Source organism: Burkholderia sp. BCC0506, from assembly GCF_902833145.1.
GTDB lineage: Bacteria > Pseudomonadota > Gammaproteobacteria > Burkholderiales > Burkholderiaceae > Burkholderia.
In genome coordinates this window covers 39,662-54,860 of record NZ_CADFEN010000022.1, presented here as the reverse complement: position 1 = coordinate 54,860, position 15,199 = coordinate 39,662, and the positions used below count along the sequence as shown (strand labels likewise).

Sequence of the window (15,199 nt, the reverse complement as noted above, 5' to 3'; positions counted from 1 at the left end):
GCCTTGCGATCGAGCAATTGCCTCTCCTGACGTCCTTAAAGTCAGGCGTCAGGTTACGCAATTGCTCTCAAACCCTCCACGGTTTCCTGCGATGAACCAAAAAAAAGCCGCCCGGAGCGATTCCGGGCGGCTTTCCGTACTGCATTCTGCTGCGGCGATGCGTCAGACCACGACCGTCTGCGCCTCGCCTTCGCGGGTCGCACGCACGGTGCCGATCTTCCACACCTGTTCGCCGGCGGCGGTCAGGTCGGCGATCGCCGCGTCGGCATCGGCCGCCGACACGATCACGGCCATGCCGATCCCGCAGTTGAACACGCGGTGCATTTCCGCGTCGGCGACGCCGCCGTGCTCCTGCAGCCACTTGAACAGCGGCGGCAGCGGCCATGCGTGCTGGTCGAGCTCGGCGGTGAGGCCTTCGCGCAGCACGCGCGGAATGTTCTCGACGAGCCCGCCGCCGGTGATGTGCGCCATGCCCTTCACCGTCAGCTTCTGCATCAGCGCGAGCAGCGGCTTCACGTAGATGCGCGTCGGCGCCATCAGCGCGTCGGCAAGCGAGCGGCCGTGGAAATCGGCCGACAGGTCCGGGTTCGCGCGCTCGATGATCTTGCGCACGAGCGAGAAGCCGTTCGAGTGGATGCCGCTCGATGCGAGGCCCAGCACCACGTCGCCCTCGGCGATCGTGCTGCCGTCGATGATCTTCCTCTTCTCGACCGCGCCGACCGCGAAGCCGGCCAGGTCGTATTCGCCGTCCGGGTACATGCCCGGCATTTCGGCCGTTTCGCCGCCGATCAGCGCGCAGCCCGACAGTTCGCAGCCCTGCGCGATGCCCTTGACGACGGTGGCGGCCGTGTCGACGTCGAGCTTGCCGCACGCGAAGTAGTCGAGGAAGAACAGCGGCTCGGCGCCCTGCACGAGGATGTCGTTCACGCTCATCGCGACGAGATCCTGGCCGACGGTGTCGTGTTTGTTCAGATGAAACGCGAGCTTGAGCTTGGTGCCCACGCCGTCGGTGCCCGACACGAGCACGGGCTCCTGGTACTTCTTCGGCACTTCGAACAGCGCGCCGAACCCGCCGATGCCGCCGAGCACGCCGTCGCGCAGGGTTTTCTTCGCAAAAGGCTTGATCTTGTCGATGAGCGCGTCGCCTGCGTCGATGTCGACGCCTGCGTCGCGATAGGACAGACCCTGAGCGTCGGGAGCGGATTTCGGAGGATTCATGGGGGAATGCGAGAAGGTCGGTAAAATGCGATTTTACCCGAAGCCGGCCCGTTGGCCGGAATTCCCAGCACCGAATCGTCAGGGATTGCATCTTGGTCAACACGTCCCCGTTTTCATCGCCGGGCGAGGCGCGCCGAAACCCGCGCCGCGCCGTGCGTACGGTCGCGCGTGAAGCCCGCCGAGGCGCCGTCCCCCGCGCGTGCCCGGCGTACGGCACGCGTTTTTTCAACCGATCCGCATTGTGACTGCTGTGTCCCGTCAACTGACGCTCGATCTCGGCACGCCGCCGCCCGCCACGTTCGACAACTTCATCATGAGCGACGAGAACGACGAGCTCGTCACGCGCCTGCAGAAGCTCGATCTCGCGCTCGCGGCCGGCCCGGTGCCGGACCGGTCGTTCTATATCTGGGGCGAGCCCGGCAGCGGCCGCACCCACTTGCTGCAGGCGCTCGTGAGCGACGCGTCGTACGGCTATGCGCGCTACCTGACGCCGCAGAGCCCGCTCGGCGCGTTCACGTTCGACCCGCGCATCGGCATCTATGCGATCGACGACTGCGACCGGATGAGCGACACGCAGCAGGTCGCGCTGTTCAACCTGTTCAACGAAGTGCGCGCGCACCCGTCGAGCGCGTTCGTCGCGGCGGGCCCGGCGGCGCCGCTCGCGCTCGACGTGCGCGAGGATCTGCGCACGCGCCTCGGCTGGGGGCTCGTGTTCCACCTGTCGCCGCCGTCCGACGCCGGCAAGATCGCGGTGCTCAAGCTCGCGGCGAAGGAGCGCGGGATCGCGCTCACCGACGACATCGCCGCGTACCTGCTGACCCATTTCCGCCGCGACATGCCGAGCCTGATGGCCTTGCTCGACGCACTCGACCGCTTCTCGCTCGAGCAGAAACGCGCGGTCACGCTGCCGCTGCTGCGCCGGATGCTCGCGCGTCCGGGCGACGACATCACCCCACCGGGCACGGGCCCGAACCGCTTCGAGTAAAATGCGCTTCCATGACTAATCTGGCACTCTTTGACCTCGATCACACGCTGATCCCGACCGATAGCGACCACGAATGGGGCCGCTTCATGGTGAAGCTCGGCATCGTCGACGCGGAAAGCTTCTCGCGTCAGAACGACCAGTTCTTCGCCGACTACAAGGCCGGCAAGCTCGACATCCACGCGTACCTGTGCGCGATGCTCACGCCGCTCGCGAAGTATTCGCGCGCGCAACTGGCCGAATGGCACGAGCAGTACATGCACGAGGTGATCCGCCCCGCGATGACGCCCGCGGCGCTCGAACTCGTGCGCAAGCACCTCGATGCGGGCGACCTGTGCTGCGTCGTGACGGCCACCAACGAATTCATCACGCGTCCGATCGCGACCGCGTTCGGCGTCGACACGCTGATCGCGTGCGAGGTCGAAACGACCGACGGGCATCCCGATTCGCCGTACACGGGCCGGCCGACCGGCACGCCGAGCTATCGCGAAGGCAAGATCGTGCGCACCGAAGCATGGCTCGCGTCGCTCGGCAAGCACTGGGACGACTTCGAACACAGCTACTTCTACAGCGACTCGCACAACGACATCCCGCTGCTCGAGAAAGTCACCGACCCGATCGCGACCAACCCCGACGACACGCTGCGCGCGCATGCAAACGCGCGCGGCTGGCGCATCCTCGATCTCTTCTGAACGTCGTGATCAAAAAATTCATCCGCAAGCTGCTCGGCCAGGACGAAACCGAGCAAACGCCTCCCGCCGCGGCCCTCGCCGACGAAGCGGCCCCTGCTGCCCCGCGCGCGCCGAAGGGCGCCCGCGGCGGCGGCGCGAAGAAACCGCGCAGCAACCATGAGCCGACCGTCGTGCCGGCCAGCGTGCACGGCATCAACCCGGCGCTGATCTCGAAGAACGCGGTGCGCGTGACCGACACGCTGCAGCAGGCGGGCTTTCGCGCGTTCATCGTCGGCGGCGCGGTGCGCGACCTGCTGCTCGGCATCGCGCCGAAGGACTTCGACGTCGCGACCGACGCGACGCCGACCGAGGTGCAGCGCCTGTTCCGCCGCGCGCGCCTGATCGGCCGCCGCTTCCAGATCGTCCACGTGCAGTTCGGCCAGGAGCTGATCGAGGTGTCGACGTTCCGCGCGCTGGTCGACGCGCCGCCCGAGGCGGCCGCGGCCACGGCCGAGCCGCCGCGTCGCCTGAAGCGCGACGAGCTCGATCGCCGCACGCACGCGGTCGACGCGAGCGGCCGCGTGCTGCGCGACAACGTGTGGGGCGAGCAGCACGAGGACGCCGCGCGCCGCGACTTCACGATCAACGCGATGTACTACGACCCGTCGACGCAGACGGTGCTCGACTATCACGACGGGATGGCCGACGTGCGCGCCCGCCTGTTGCGGATGATCGGCGATCCGGCCACGCGCTTTCGCGAGGATCCGGTGCGGATGCTGCGCGTCGTGCGTTTCGCGGCGAAGCTCGGCTTCGAGATCGAGCCGCATACGCGCGAGCCGATCCACGCGCTCGCCGACCTGATCAACAACGTGCCGGCCGCACGCCTGTTCGACGAAATGCTGAAGCTGCTGCTGTCGGGCCACGCGCTCGCGTGCCTGCAGCGGCTGCGCAAGGAAGGGCTGCACCACGGGCTGCTGCCGCTGCTCGACGTCGTGCTCGAACAGCCGCAGGGCGAGAAGTTCATCACGCTCGCGCTGAACAACACCGACGCGCGCGTGCGCGCCGGCAAGCCGGTGTCGCCGGGCTTCCTGTTCGCGACGCTGCTGTGGCACGACATGCGCCAGCGCTTCGAGCAATACACGGCCGCGGGCGAAATCCCGGTGCCGGCGCTCCATCGCGCGATGGACGACGTGCTCGACATGCAGACCGAGAAACTCGCGATCCACAAGCGTTATTCGGCCGACATGCGCGAGATCTGGGGCCTGCAGCTGCGCCTCGAGAAACGCTCGGGCCGCAGCGCGATGCGGCTGCTGGAACACCAAAGGTTTAGAGCGGGGTATGATTTCCTCCTGTTACGCTGCGAATCCGGCGAGCTCGATGCGGAAGTCGGACAGTGGTGGACGGATTTCATCGAAGGCGACGCGGCCGCTCGCGAGGCCTTGCTCACGCAGGGCGGCTCGAAGGAAAAATCGCCCCGCAAACGGCGCCGCCGCGGCGGTGCGCGAAACCGCAAGCCGGGTGAAGGTGCCGCCGAGCAGGCGCCGGATACCGCGAGCGATACCGCGAGCGGTTCCGACGACTGACGCGCGCGCCGGCGAACGACGTAGGAAGTGATGCCATGACGGTTGCATATATCGGACTGGGGGCGAATCTCGGCGATGCGCGCCAGACGCTGAAGGACGCGGTGGTGTGCCTCGCGCAGCAGCGCACCATCTCGATCCTCGGCAAGTCGAGCCTGTATCGCACGGCGCCTTTCGAAGCGGGCGGCGACGACTACTACAACTGCGTCGTCAAGCTCGACACGACGCTGTCGGCCCGCGAGCTGCTCGCGCTCTGCCAGAAGATCGAACATCACTTCGGCCGCGAGCGCCCGTATCGCAATGCGCCGCGCACGCTCGACCTCGACATCCTGCTGTACGGCGCCGATTCGATCGACGAACCCGACCTGATCGTCCCGCACCCGCGCCTCACCGACCGCGCATTCGCGCTCGTGCCGCTCGTCGAGATCGAGCCGACGCTCGACATCCCCGCGCGCGGCCGGGCCGACGCCTTTCTCGCCGCCGTCGCGGATCAGCGCGTCGAAAAGGTGCAGACCTGCCAGTGCCTGATGCAGAAGGCGCTCGCTGCCGGCGAAGACGCCGACAAGACCCGCTGCCGATGAACTCGACTCCGCTGACCGTCACCGCGCCCGACCTGCGCGCCCCGCACCGCTATCTCGTGATCGAAGGCCCGATCGGCGTCGGCAAGACGACGCTCGCACGGCTGCTCGGCGAGCGCTGGTCGATGCAGATGCTGCTCGAGCGTCCGCAGGACAACCCGTTTCTCGAACGCTTCTACCGCGACACCGCGCGCTACGCGCTGCCGGTCCAGCTGTCGTTCGCGCTGCAGCGCGCGCAGCAGGCGCGCGAACTGATCGGCGCGCTCGACACGGGCCGCCCCGTCATCGCCGATTTCATGACGCAGAAGAACGACATCTTCGCGCGGCTGAACCTGCCGGAAGACGAGTGGCAGCTGTACCGCTCGGTCGCCGCGCACGTCGACGTGCCGCAGGCGCCGTCGCCCGACCTCGTCGTCTACCTGCAGGCGAGCCCCGAAGTGCTGTTCTCGCGCATCCAGAAGCGCGGGCTGCCGATGGAGCTGCAGATCAGCGACGCGTACCTGCGCTCGCTCGTCGACGCGTACAACGAATTCTTCTACCACTACGACCGCACGCCGGTGCTGACGGTCGCAGCCGAACACCTGAACCCGCTGGATTCCCCCGAAGATCTCGCCCTGCTGGTCGAGCGCATCGAGACGATGCGCGGCCGCAAGGAATTCTTCGTCAAGGGCGAGACGACGCGCTGACGCGTCCTCCTCGCCTGTCGTTCCTCACCCATCGACCCGGATTTCCCATGACCTATCTCCAGGAATCGAGCCGGCCTGCCGTGACGGTACCCAAGCTGCAGGCGATGCGCGACGCCGGCGAGAAGATCGCGATGCTCACCTGCTACGACGCGAGCTTTTCCGCGCTGCTCGATCGCGCCGGCACCGACGTGCTGCTGATCGGCGATTCGCTCGGCAACGTGCTGCAGGGCCACACGACCACGCTGCCCGTGTCGCTCGACGACATCGCGTACCACACCGCCTGTGTCGCACGGGCCCAGCCGCGCGCGCTCGTCGTCGCCGATCTGCCGTTCGGCACGTACGGAACGCCGGTCGACGCGTTCGCGAATGCGGTCAAGCTGATGCGCGCGGGCGCGCAGATGGTCAAGCTCGAAGGCGGCGAATGGCTCGCCGATACGATCCGCTTCCTCGTCGAACGCTCGGTGCCCGTCTGCGCGCACCTCGGCCTCACGCCGCAGTCGGTGCATGCGTTCGGCGGCTTCAAGGTCCAGGGCAAGACCGAAGCCGGCGCCGCGCAACTGCTGCGCGATGCGCGCGCGATCGAGGATGCCGGTGCGCAGCTCGTCGTGCTCGAAGCCGTGCCGACGCTCGTCGCGTCCGAAGTCACGCACATGCTGAAGATTCCGACGATCGGCATCGGCGCGGGCGCCGACTGCTCGGGGCAGGTGCTCGTGCTGCACGACATGCTCGGCATTTTCCCGGGCAAGCGGCCGCGTTTCGTGAAGGATTTCATGCAGGGACAGCCGAACATTCAGGCGGCCGTCGAAGCGTACGTGCGTGCGGTGAAGGACGGCTCGTTCCCGGGGCCGGAGCATTCGTTCTGACGTAGAACGCCGGATGTAAAAAAGCGCGGCGCCCTGTGCGGGGCGCCGCGCTTTTTTGTGGGGTCTCCGCGTGGAATGACCGGGTTTGCAGCACCGGAGCAAGCATACGGGCGCCGGCTCCGTCACACCGTCACTTCAGCACCGCGTCGAGTGCACCGCGCAGCGCATTGGTCAGCAGCAGCCCCTGCGCGCGGGCCAGATCGTCGCGGGTCACGACGCGCTCCACGGCCCCGAATGCCGGATCGTCGAGCAGCACGCCGCGCATCACGCCCGGCAGCACGCCGGACGCCAGCGGCGGCGTCACCCACTGACCATCGAGCTTCACGAACAGGTTCGAGCGCCCGCCTTCCGTCACCTCGCCGCGCTCGTTGACGAACAGCATGTCGAACCCGCCGAGCGCCTCCGCCGCCTGCCACGCACGGTCGTATTCGGCGCGGCGCGTGGTCTTGTGCAGCAACAGCGCATCGCTCGCGCGGGTCGGCGCGAAGCCGTGCCCGGCGGCCAGCAGCACGCCGACCGGCCCCGCCGGCAGCGGCTTGAGCGGCGCCGCGACGATCTCGACCGTGCCGTCCTTCGCCAATGCGAGCTTCATCCGGTACGCGCCGTCGCCGTCGAGCGCCGCGCAGCGCGCATCGATCTCGCGGCGCAGCGCGTCGGCGTCGAAGCGAAAACCGAATGCATCGGCGCTGCGCTGCAGCCGCGCGAGGTGGCGATCGAGATGGCGGATGCCGTCCGCCCGCGTGGCGGCCGTCGTTTCGAACAACTGGAAGCCGGGGTCGGCGTCCGTCAGGAATCGCGCTTTCAATTCGCACTCCGCATATTCGTCGGCCGCGACGCTGTCGAGCACGATGCCCGCGCCGACGCCCATCGTACCGCGTCGCCGGCCGGCGGTGGCGGTATGCGTGCCGTCCGCGTCGTTGTCGACGCCGGCCGGATCGAGCGTCAGCGTCCGGATCGCGACCGACAGGCAGAAATCGCCGCAACCGGCCGCGGCGCCGGGCGCGGCCGCACCGGCGTGCGCGGCCGCCGCCTTCGGCGCATCGAGCCAGCCGATCGCGCCCGTATAGAGCCCGCGCGGCGTCGATTCGATCGCGTCGATCAATTCCATCGTCTTGTGCTTCGGCGCGCCGGTGATCGATCCGCACGGAAACAGCGCGCGCAGCATCTGCGCGAACGTCGTGCCGTCGCGCCAGCCGGCCTCGACCGTCGACGTCATCTGCCACACGGACGCATACGGCTCGACGGAGAACAGCGCCGGCACCTTGACGGTGCCCGTGCGCGCGATCCGCGACACGTCGTTGCGCAGCAGATCGACGATCATCACGTTTTCCGCGCGGTTCTTCGGATCGCTCGCGAGGAACGCGGCGGCCGCCGCGTCGTCGCGCGGGTCGGCCGAACGCGGCGCGGTGCCCTTCATCGGCCGTGCGCGCAGCACGTCGCCGTGCTTCTCGACGAACAGCTCGGGCGAGCACGAGACGACCCACACGCCGCCGGGCAGCGCGATCAGCGCGCCGTAGCGCACCGGCTGACGCGCGCGCAGCCGCCGGTACAGCGCGAGCGGCGTGCCGAACACGTCGAAATTCAGCCGGTACGTGTAGTTGACCTGATACGAATCGCCGGCGCGCAGCGCGTCGTGCACCGCGCCGATCGCCGCGTCGAACGCGTCGCGCGACACGCTCTTCGCGACATGCGCGACACCCGCGATCGACGGCGGGCCGCCGCCGTCCTGCCGCGCGAGCCACGCGTCGACTTCGTCGCGCGACAGGCGCTCGCAGCGCGCATACAGCAAAAAGCGCAGCGGGGCATCGCCCGGCTGCGCCCGTTGCAGGTTGCGTCCGAATTCGTAATCGCCGACGACGACCGCATGCAGCCCGTCGCGCAGGTCCTGCGCGAGCGCCGCATCGACGGCGTCGAGCTGCACCGGGTCCGTGCACACGCGTTCGCGCACGAAGCCCGAATACAAACGACTCGACCGCGCGGACGCGGTCGAGTCGCAATCGTCCAAGAGCGCGAACGACGCGCTCTCGTTGCCTTCAGTCATGCCGTTACTCGAAGAAGCTCTTCACCCGGTCGAACCAGCTCTTGCTCTGCGGGCTGTGACGCGCGCCGCCTTCGGCCAGCGACTTCTCGAACTGCTTGAGCAGGTCGCGCTGCTGGTCGGTCAGCTTCACGGGCGTCTCGACCTGCACGTGCACGTACAGATCGCCCGCGATGCTCGAACGCAGCCCCTTGATGCCCTTGCCGCGCAGGCGGAACGTCTTGCCCGACTGCGTGCCTTCCGGCACCGGGAACGACGCACGGCCGGCCAGCGTCGGCACCTCGATCTCGCCGCCGAGTGCGGCGGTCGTGAACGGGATCGGCATCTGGCAGTGGAGATCGTCGCCGTCGCGCTCGAACACCGCGTGCGGCTTGATGTGGATCTCGACGTACAGGTCGCCCGGCGGCCCGCCGTTGATGCCCGGCTCGCCGTTGCCGGCCGAGCGGATCCGCATCCCGTCGTCGATCCCGGCCGGGATCTTCACTTCGAGCGTCTTGGTTTCCTTCACCTTGCCCGACCCGTGGCAATGCACGCACGGCTCGGGGATGTAGGTGCCGGTGCCGTGGCACTTCGGGCAGGTCTGCTGGATGCTGAAGAAGCCCTGCGACATGCGCACCGTGCCCTGGCCGTGACAGGTCGGGCAGGTTTCCGGCTTCGTGCCGGGCTTCGCGCCCGACCCGTGGCAGACTTCGCACGACACCCAGCTCGGCACGCGGATCTGCGTGTCGTAGCCGTGCGCGGCCTGCTCGAGCGTGATTTCCATGCTGTAGCGCAGGTCGGCGCCGCGGTACACCTGCGGGCCGCCGCGGCCGCCGCGCGCGGCACCGCCCGCGGCCTGGCCGAAGATGTCGCCGAAGATGTCGCCGAATGCATCCGCGAAGCCGCCGAAGCCCTGTGCGCCCGCACCGCCCATGTTCGGATCGACGCCCGCGTGGCCGTACTGGTCGTACGCCGCCCGCTTCTGACCGTCCGACAGCATTTCATAGGCTTCCTTCGCCTCCTTGAAATGCTCTTCCGCATCCTTGTTGTCCGGATTGCGGTCAGGGTGATACTTCATCGCAAGCTTGCGATATGCCTTCTTGATTTCGTCGTCGCTCGCATTCTTCGCGACGCCCAGAACCTCGTAGTAATCCCGTTTCGCCATATCGATTCACTGTGCCGCCACGCATCGCGCACGCGGCGGCTCCTTTCGCCCGCAGTAAAGTCTCTCGACTCGTCTGGCGCTGCACCGTCCGCGGACGGCTCGCGCAGCACCCGCCAAAAAACAAATGTGCCCGGAGGGCCGCAAGGCCCGCCAGGCGTGGAGTCGATCCGGCCATCCGGAAGGAAAGACAGACCGCTTTTCAGCCGCTGGTCAGTCGCGCCGCGCGCGTTTCGCGCGCGGCATGCGGTGCCATTGCAACCTGGCTTAGTCCTTCTTCACTTCCTTGAACTCGGCGTCGACGACGTCGTCGGCCGTCTGTTGCGCACCGCCCGCGTGGGCCGCGCCTTCCGCCGCACCGGCCGCGCCGGCCGCACCCGCCTGCTGGGCCTGCATGTCGGCGTACATCTTCTCGCCGAGCTTCTGCGAGACCTTGCCGAGCTCCTCGACCTTCGCGTCGATCGCAGCCTTGTCGGCCGACGTATCCTTCAGCACGTCCTCGAGCGACTTCAGCGCCGCTTCGATCGCTTCCTTCTCGCCGGCGTCGAGCTTGTCGCCGTACTCGGTCAGCGCCTTCTTCGTGCTGTGGACCAGCGCGTCGCCCTGGTTGCGCGAATCGGCCAGCTCGCGCAGCTTGTGGTCTTCCGCTGCGTTCGCTTCCGCGTCCTTGATCATCTGGTCGATTTCAGCCTCGGACAGGCCCGAGTTCGCCTTGATCGTGATCTTGTTTTCCTTGCCGGTCGCCTTGTCCTTCGCGCCGACGTGCAGGATGCCGTTCGCGTCGATGTCGAAGGTCACTTCGATCTGCGGCACGCCGCGCGGTGCGGGCGGGATGCCTTCGAGGTTGAACTCGCCGAGCAGCTTGTTGCCCGCTGCCATTTCGCGTTCGCCCTGGAACACCTTGATCGTCACGGCCGACTGGTTGTCGTCCGCCGTCGAATACACCTGCGAGTGCTTCGTCGGGATCGTCGTGTTCTTGCTGATCATCTTCGTCATCACGCCGCCGAGCGTCTCGATGCCGAGCGACAGCGGGGTCACGTCGAGCAGCAGCACGTCCTTGCGGTCGCCCGACAGCACCTGGCCCTGGATCGCCGCGCCGACCGCGACGGCTTCGTCCGGGTTCACGTCACGGCGCGGATCCTTGCCGAAGAATTCCTTCACCTTCTCCATGACCTTCGGCATGCGCGTCTGGCCGCCGACCAGGATCACGTCGTCGATGTCCGACACCTTGACGCCGGCGTCCTTGATCGCGATGCGGCACGGTTCGATCGTGCGCTCGACGAGGTCTTCCACCAGCGCTTCCAGCTTCGCGCGGGTGATCTTCAGGTTCAAGTGCTTCGGGCCCGACGCGTCCGCCGTGATGTACGGCAGGTTGATTTCGGTCTGCTGGCTCGACGACAGCTCGATCTTCGCCTTTTCCGCGGCTTCCTTCAGGCGCTGCAGCGCGAGCACGTCCTTCGACAGGTCGACGCCCTGTTCCTTCTTGAACTCGCCGATGATGTAATCGATGATGCGCTGGTCGAAGTCTTCGCCGCCGAGGAACGTGTCGCCGTTGGTCGACAGCACTTCGAACTGCATTTCGCCGTCGACGTCCGCGATCTCGATGATCGACACGTCGAACGTACCGCCGCCGAGGTCATACACGGCGATCTTGCGGTCGCCCTTCTCGGCCTTGTCGAGGCCGAAGGCGAGCGCGGCCGCGGTCGGCTCGTTGATGATCCGCTTGACTTCGAGGCCCGCGATGCGGCCGGCGTCCTTGGTCGCCTGGCGCTGGCTGTCGTTGAAGTACGCCGGCACCGTGATCACGGCTTCCGTGACCGGCTCGCCGAGGTAGTCTTCGGCGGTCTTCTTCATCTTGCGCAGCACTTCGGCCGACACTTGCGGCGGCGCGAGCTTCTCGCCGTGCGCTTCGACCCATGCATCGCCGTTGTCGGCCTTGATGATCGAGTACGGCATCAGGCCGATGTCCTTCTGGACTTCCTTCTCTTCGAAGCGGCGGCCGATCAGGCGCTTCACGGCGAACAGCGTGTTCTTCGGGTTGGTCACCGACTGGCGCTTGGCCGGCGCACCGACGAGCACTTCGTTGTCGTCCATGTACGCGATGATCGACGGCGTGGTGCGCGCGCCTTCCGAGTTCTCGATGACCTTGACCTGGTTGCCTTCCATGATGGCGACGCACGAGTTCGTGGTGCCGAGGTCAATACCGATGATCTTTCCCATTTTTTCCTAATCTCCAGAAATGCTTGTTTGCTGCACGAAACGCCACGTTTTTGGGCGGTTTCGCACGCCAGAATTCAACGCTGTTCCCGAAATGCGTCCGCCCGATCCGTTTTCAAGACCCGACGAGCGATGCGGATATTAAATTTTTTCAATCGCCGCCGGCCAGCGGATCGTGCGCGCCGCCGGACGGCGCACCGGCCGCCGCGGCGATCTTCGCGCGCGCCGCCGCGACGGCGGCCTGGAACTGCGCGAGGCCATGCCAGCCGGTCGCGCGGCCCAGCCGCTTGCCGCGATGGAAGAAGAACCACGTCGGCACGCCGTGCAGCCCGAAGCGGCGCCCCAGCTCGCGGTGTTCGTACACGTTGCAATGGAACCACTTCAGGCCCAGCGCGCGGATCGCGTCGGGCTGCGCGAGCATCGCCTTCTTCGCGATCTCGCAGTTGAAGCAGTCGACGCCCCAGAAGAACACCACGGCCAGCGCGTCGCCCGCACCGTCGACGGCCGCGTCGAACGTGCCGGCGTCGAGCGCCTGCATGTCGAACGCGTCGAACGCGGCCGGATCGATGCCGGCGGGCACCATGGCGGCCGCCTTACTTCGGCTGCGCGACGGTGACGAGCGCCGGGCGCAGCACGCGGTCGGCGATCATGTAACCCTTTTGCAGCACCGTGACGACGGTGTTCGGCTCCTGCTCGGCCGGGACCATCGAAATGGCCTGGTGCTGGTGCGGATCGAACTTCTCGCCGACCGGGTTGATCGCGACGACACGGCCCTTCTCGAGCGCGCTCGTCAGCTGACGCAGCGTCAGCTCGACGCCTTCGCGCACCTTCGCGATGTCGCCGGAGGTATCGCTGACGGCCGCTTCCAGGCTGTCCAGCACCGGCAGCAGGTGTTCCGCGAAGCTCTCGATCGCGAACTTGTGCGCCTTCGACACGTCGTCCTGCGCGCGCCGGCGCACGTTCTCGGTCTCGGCCTTCGCCCGCAGGAAGCTTTCCTGGAGCTCGGCGACCTTGGCTTGAGCCTCCGCGAGCGCCGCGTCGGCAGCTTCGGCAGCGGGTGCGGCGCCTTGCGCCGCCTGCTTTTCGCTGCCGATGTCGTCGGCCGATTGGGTAGCCGGGTTCTCTTGCGTGTTTTCCATGTCGCTGAAAGTCGATTAGAGGTTGAAGCCAAATCGGCAACCGCCGGACGTATACCCGGCGGCACCGCACATTACTGGTGCAAATAAGGGCGAAAACTACGATTTCAAGAGGGTCATTCGCCGGCATTCGCCAATGCCGCGAAACAACCGCGCGTTTTCCGGTGCGGGCGCCGCATAGTTGGCCGGTTCGCGCGAAACGGCCTGTAACAACGCTTACCGGGCAGAGACTAGCTCCGCGCGGGCCCGCTGCACTACACTCCACTCACGCGTCGGAAAAGCGTGTTTACCCCTAGCTGACCGTCGCCCGACATCCACCTGGCGCCGTTTTCACCCTTGTTCTCGAGGGGAGTACCGTGAAACTGACCTTTGCGATATCGGTGGTCGCGCTGGTACTCATTGCCGGCACCACCACCATCTGCCTGTCGGGAGCCGTCACCGACCGCACGACCGAATACGGCAGCGCGCGCGCGACGTTCGACCAGATGTTCAGCGCCCACCAGAAAATCTGTCGATGATGCGCCGGTCGCGCTTCGTCGGCCGGCCGTGCAGTTCGGCCGCCGGCTCGCGATACGTGCGGCGCCGCTCCAGTTCGGCGAGCCGCGCGGCCCGCCCCGCTTCCGTTTCCGCGTAGAGCGTCTGCGCGACGCTCGCGGGCCCGCGCACGTCGCACACGCCCAGCACGGCAATGTGCCAGACGATGCCGTCGATCGCAATCTCGACCTCGTCGCCCACCCGCACGTCCTTCGCCGGCTTGACCGCCGCGCCGCCGATCTTCACGTGCCCCTTGTCGACCGCGTCGGCCGCGAGCGAGCGCGTCTTGAAGAACCGGGCCGCCCACAGCCACTTGTCGATGCGCAGCTTCGCGCCCGGCTCGGTCGAAATCCTGTAGTTCATGATCAGTTTACCGGTTCGGGCTGCGCGGCCTTGACGGGCCAGCCCTGCAGATTCTCCGCGACGATCTCGCCGAGCGCGCCGATCCACGCGGACGCGCCGTTCAGGCACGGAATCCGGTGGAAGGTCTTGCCGCCGCCGGCGAGGAATTCGTCGCGCACTTCCATGCCGATTTCCTCGATCGTCTCCAGGCAATCGGCCGTGAAGCCGGGACAGAACACGTCGGCCCGCCGCACGCCGGCCTCGCCGAATTCGCGCAGCGTCGGCGCGGTGTACGGCTGCAGCCATTCGGCCTTGCCGAAACGCGACTGGAACGTGACGCGGCACTCGGTGGCCGACAGCCCGAGCGCGGCCATCAGCAAGGCGCCCGTCTGCTGGCACTGGTCGTGGTACGGGTCGCCGAGGTCGAGCGTGCGCTTCGGCACGCCGTGGAAACTCAGCACGAGCTTGTCGCCGGCCGCGAAATCCGGGCGGCCGTGCTGCGCCCAGTACTGGCGCACCTGTTCGGCCAGCGCGTGGATATAGGCCGGATGGTCGGCGTAGTGCCGCACCGTGCGTACTTCCGGCTGATTGCGCATGCGCGCGAGCGCGTCGAATGCGGCATCGAACGCGGTGGCCGTGGTCGATGCCGAATACTGCGGATACATCGGCATCAGCAGCACGCGTTCGACGCCCGCGCGCTTGAACTGCGCGAGTGCCTGGGCAATGTTCGGGCTACCGTAGCGCATCGCGTAGTCGACCATCACGTGATAACCGTTCGACGTGAGCAGATGCCGCACGCTGTCGGTCTGGCGCTCGGTGTACACGCGCAGCGGCGAACCCTCGGGCATCCAGACGGCCGCGTATTTCTTCGCGGACGCGCGGCCGCGCAGCGGCAGGATCAGCGTGCGCAGCAGCACCTGCCAGACGGCCTGCGGGATTTCGACGACGCGCGGATCCGACAGGAATTCGGCCAGATAGCGCCGCACCGCGCGCGGTGTCGGGGCGTCGGGCGTGCCGAGGTTGATCAGCAGCACGCCGATGCGATGGGCGGCCGCGACGCTCGAAGGCGGCTCAAGATCGAAACGCATGGGCAAGAACGTGCTCGGGGCACGGGACCGGACGGCCCTCAATTATAGCGGGCCGCCCCGTGCCGTTCGGCCGACTGTCGCCGCGCGCGGCGACGCGGCACGATAGCGGGGCGGGATCGGGCTGG

The 15,199-nt window shown here is 67.4% G+C and carries 15 protein-coding genes; 7 read left to right on the top strand and 8 right to left on the bottom strand.

Translation table 11 applies throughout. The features are described from left to right. Positions 1 to 162 precede the first annotated feature (162 nt). Entirely contained in the window at positions 163 to 1,218 is a 1,056-nt protein-coding gene (gene purM / locus HWX62_RS32145) for a phosphoribosylformylglycinamidine cyclo-ligase (protein WP_175932995.1), read from the bottom strand. Positions 1,219 to 1,468: 250 nt separating this feature from the next. On the opposite strand from purM, the gene hda reads away from it, so the two are divergent. Genes hda through panB form a run of 6 tightly spaced genes read left to right on the top strand, consistent with a single transcriptional unit; the run spans position 1,469 to position 6,578 of the window. Beyond that, positions 1,469 to 2,203 carry a DnaA regulatory inactivator Hda gene (gene hda, locus HWX62_RS32140; RefSeq protein ID WP_012327945.1) on the top strand — a complete coding sequence of 245 codons (735 nt, stop codon included), beginning with the start codon at positions 1,469 to 1,471 and terminating at the stop codon, positions 2,201 to 2,203. Between the two features lie 11 nt (positions 2,204 to 2,214). Beyond that, positions 2,215 to 2,892, top strand: coding sequence for an HAD family hydrolase (locus tag HWX62_RS32135; protein ID WP_175932996.1), 678 nt, complete (start codon positions 2,215 to 2,217; stop codon positions 2,890 to 2,892). Positions 2,893 to 2,897: 5 nt separating this feature from the next. Next, entirely contained in the window at positions 2,898 to 4,454 is a 1,557-nt protein-coding gene (gene pcnB, locus HWX62_RS32130) for a polynucleotide adenylyltransferase PcnB (protein ID WP_175932997.1), read from the top strand. Positions 4,455 to 4,489: 35 nt separating this feature from the next. Further along, entirely contained in the window at positions 4,490 to 5,032 is a 543-nt protein-coding gene (gene folK / locus HWX62_RS32125) for a 2-amino-4-hydroxy-6-hydroxymethyldihydropteridine diphosphokinase (RefSeq protein WP_175932998.1), read from the top strand. Beyond that, positions 5,029 to 5,715, top strand: coding sequence for a deoxynucleoside kinase (locus tag HWX62_RS32120; protein ID WP_175932999.1), 687 nt, complete (start codon positions 5,029 to 5,031; stop codon positions 5,713 to 5,715). The genes folK and HWX62_RS32120 overlap by 4 nt, the downstream gene beginning before the upstream one ends. 47 nt (positions 5,716 to 5,762) lie before the next feature. Then, a complete protein-coding gene (panB, locus tag HWX62_RS32115) occupies positions 5,763 to 6,578 on the top strand; it encodes a 3-methyl-2-oxobutanoate hydroxymethyltransferase (protein WP_175933000.1) in 816 nt (271 codons plus the stop codon). A gap of 130 nt (positions 6,579 to 6,708) precedes the next feature. Here the strand turns inward: panB and HWX62_RS32110 are convergent, their stop codons facing one another. The 5 genes from HWX62_RS32110 to grpE form a co-directional block, all read right to left on the bottom strand. Then, positions 6,709 to 8,619: a bifunctional anthranilate synthase component I family protein/class IV aminotransferase gene (locus HWX62_RS32110; protein ID WP_175933001.1), complete on the bottom strand. Its 1,911-nt coding sequence runs from the start codon at positions 8,617 to 8,619 to the stop codon at positions 6,709 to 6,711. Positions 8,620 to 8,623: 4 nt separating this feature from the next. Continuing rightward, positions 8,624 to 9,760 carry a molecular chaperone DnaJ gene (gene dnaJ, locus HWX62_RS32105; RefSeq protein ID WP_175933002.1) on the bottom strand — a complete coding sequence of 379 codons (1,137 nt, stop codon included), beginning with the start codon at positions 9,758 to 9,760 and terminating at the stop codon, positions 8,624 to 8,626. A 264-nt stretch (positions 9,761 to 10,024) separates the two neighbouring features. Further along, positions 10,025 to 11,977 carry a molecular chaperone DnaK gene (gene dnaK / locus HWX62_RS32100; protein ID WP_175933003.1) on the bottom strand — a complete coding sequence of 651 codons (1,953 nt, stop codon included), beginning with the start codon at positions 11,975 to 11,977 and terminating at the stop codon, positions 10,025 to 10,027. Between the two features lie 148 nt (positions 11,978 to 12,125). Continuing rightward, a complete protein-coding gene (locus HWX62_RS32095) occupies positions 12,126 to 12,557 on the bottom strand; it encodes a thioredoxin family protein (RefSeq protein ID WP_175933004.1) in 432 nt (143 codons plus the stop codon). 10 nt (positions 12,558 to 12,567) lie between these two features. After that, positions 12,568 to 13,113: a nucleotide exchange factor GrpE gene (grpE, locus tag HWX62_RS32090; protein ID WP_175933005.1), complete on the bottom strand. Its 546-nt coding sequence runs from the start codon at positions 13,111 to 13,113 to the stop codon at positions 12,568 to 12,570. Positions 13,114 to 13,466: 353 nt separating this feature from the next. Here grpE and HWX62_RS32085 point away from each other — a divergent pair, with 353 nt between their 5' ends. Next, positions 13,467 to 13,628, top strand: a complete 162-nt coding sequence (locus HWX62_RS32085) for a hypothetical protein (RefSeq protein ID WP_175933006.1) — start codon at positions 13,467 to 13,469, stop codon at positions 13,626 to 13,628. On the opposite strand, the gene HWX62_RS32080 is transcribed toward HWX62_RS32085, so the two are convergent. Both HWX62_RS32080 and hemH read right to left on the bottom strand, forming a co-directional pair. Then, positions 13,600 to 14,007 (bottom strand): RNA-binding S4 domain-containing protein, encoded by a 408-nt coding sequence (locus HWX62_RS32080; RefSeq protein WP_175933007.1) that lies wholly within the window; start codon positions 14,005 to 14,007, stop codon positions 13,600 to 13,602. The genes HWX62_RS32085 and HWX62_RS32080 overlap by 29 nt on opposite strands. A gap of 2 nt (positions 14,008 to 14,009) precedes the next feature. Then, on the bottom strand, positions 14,010 to 15,074 hold the full coding sequence (hemH, locus tag HWX62_RS32075; RefSeq protein WP_175933008.1) for a ferrochelatase: 1,065 nt from the start codon (positions 15,072 to 15,074) through the stop codon (positions 14,010 to 14,012). Between the last annotated feature and the right edge of the window lie 125 nt (positions 15,075 to 15,199).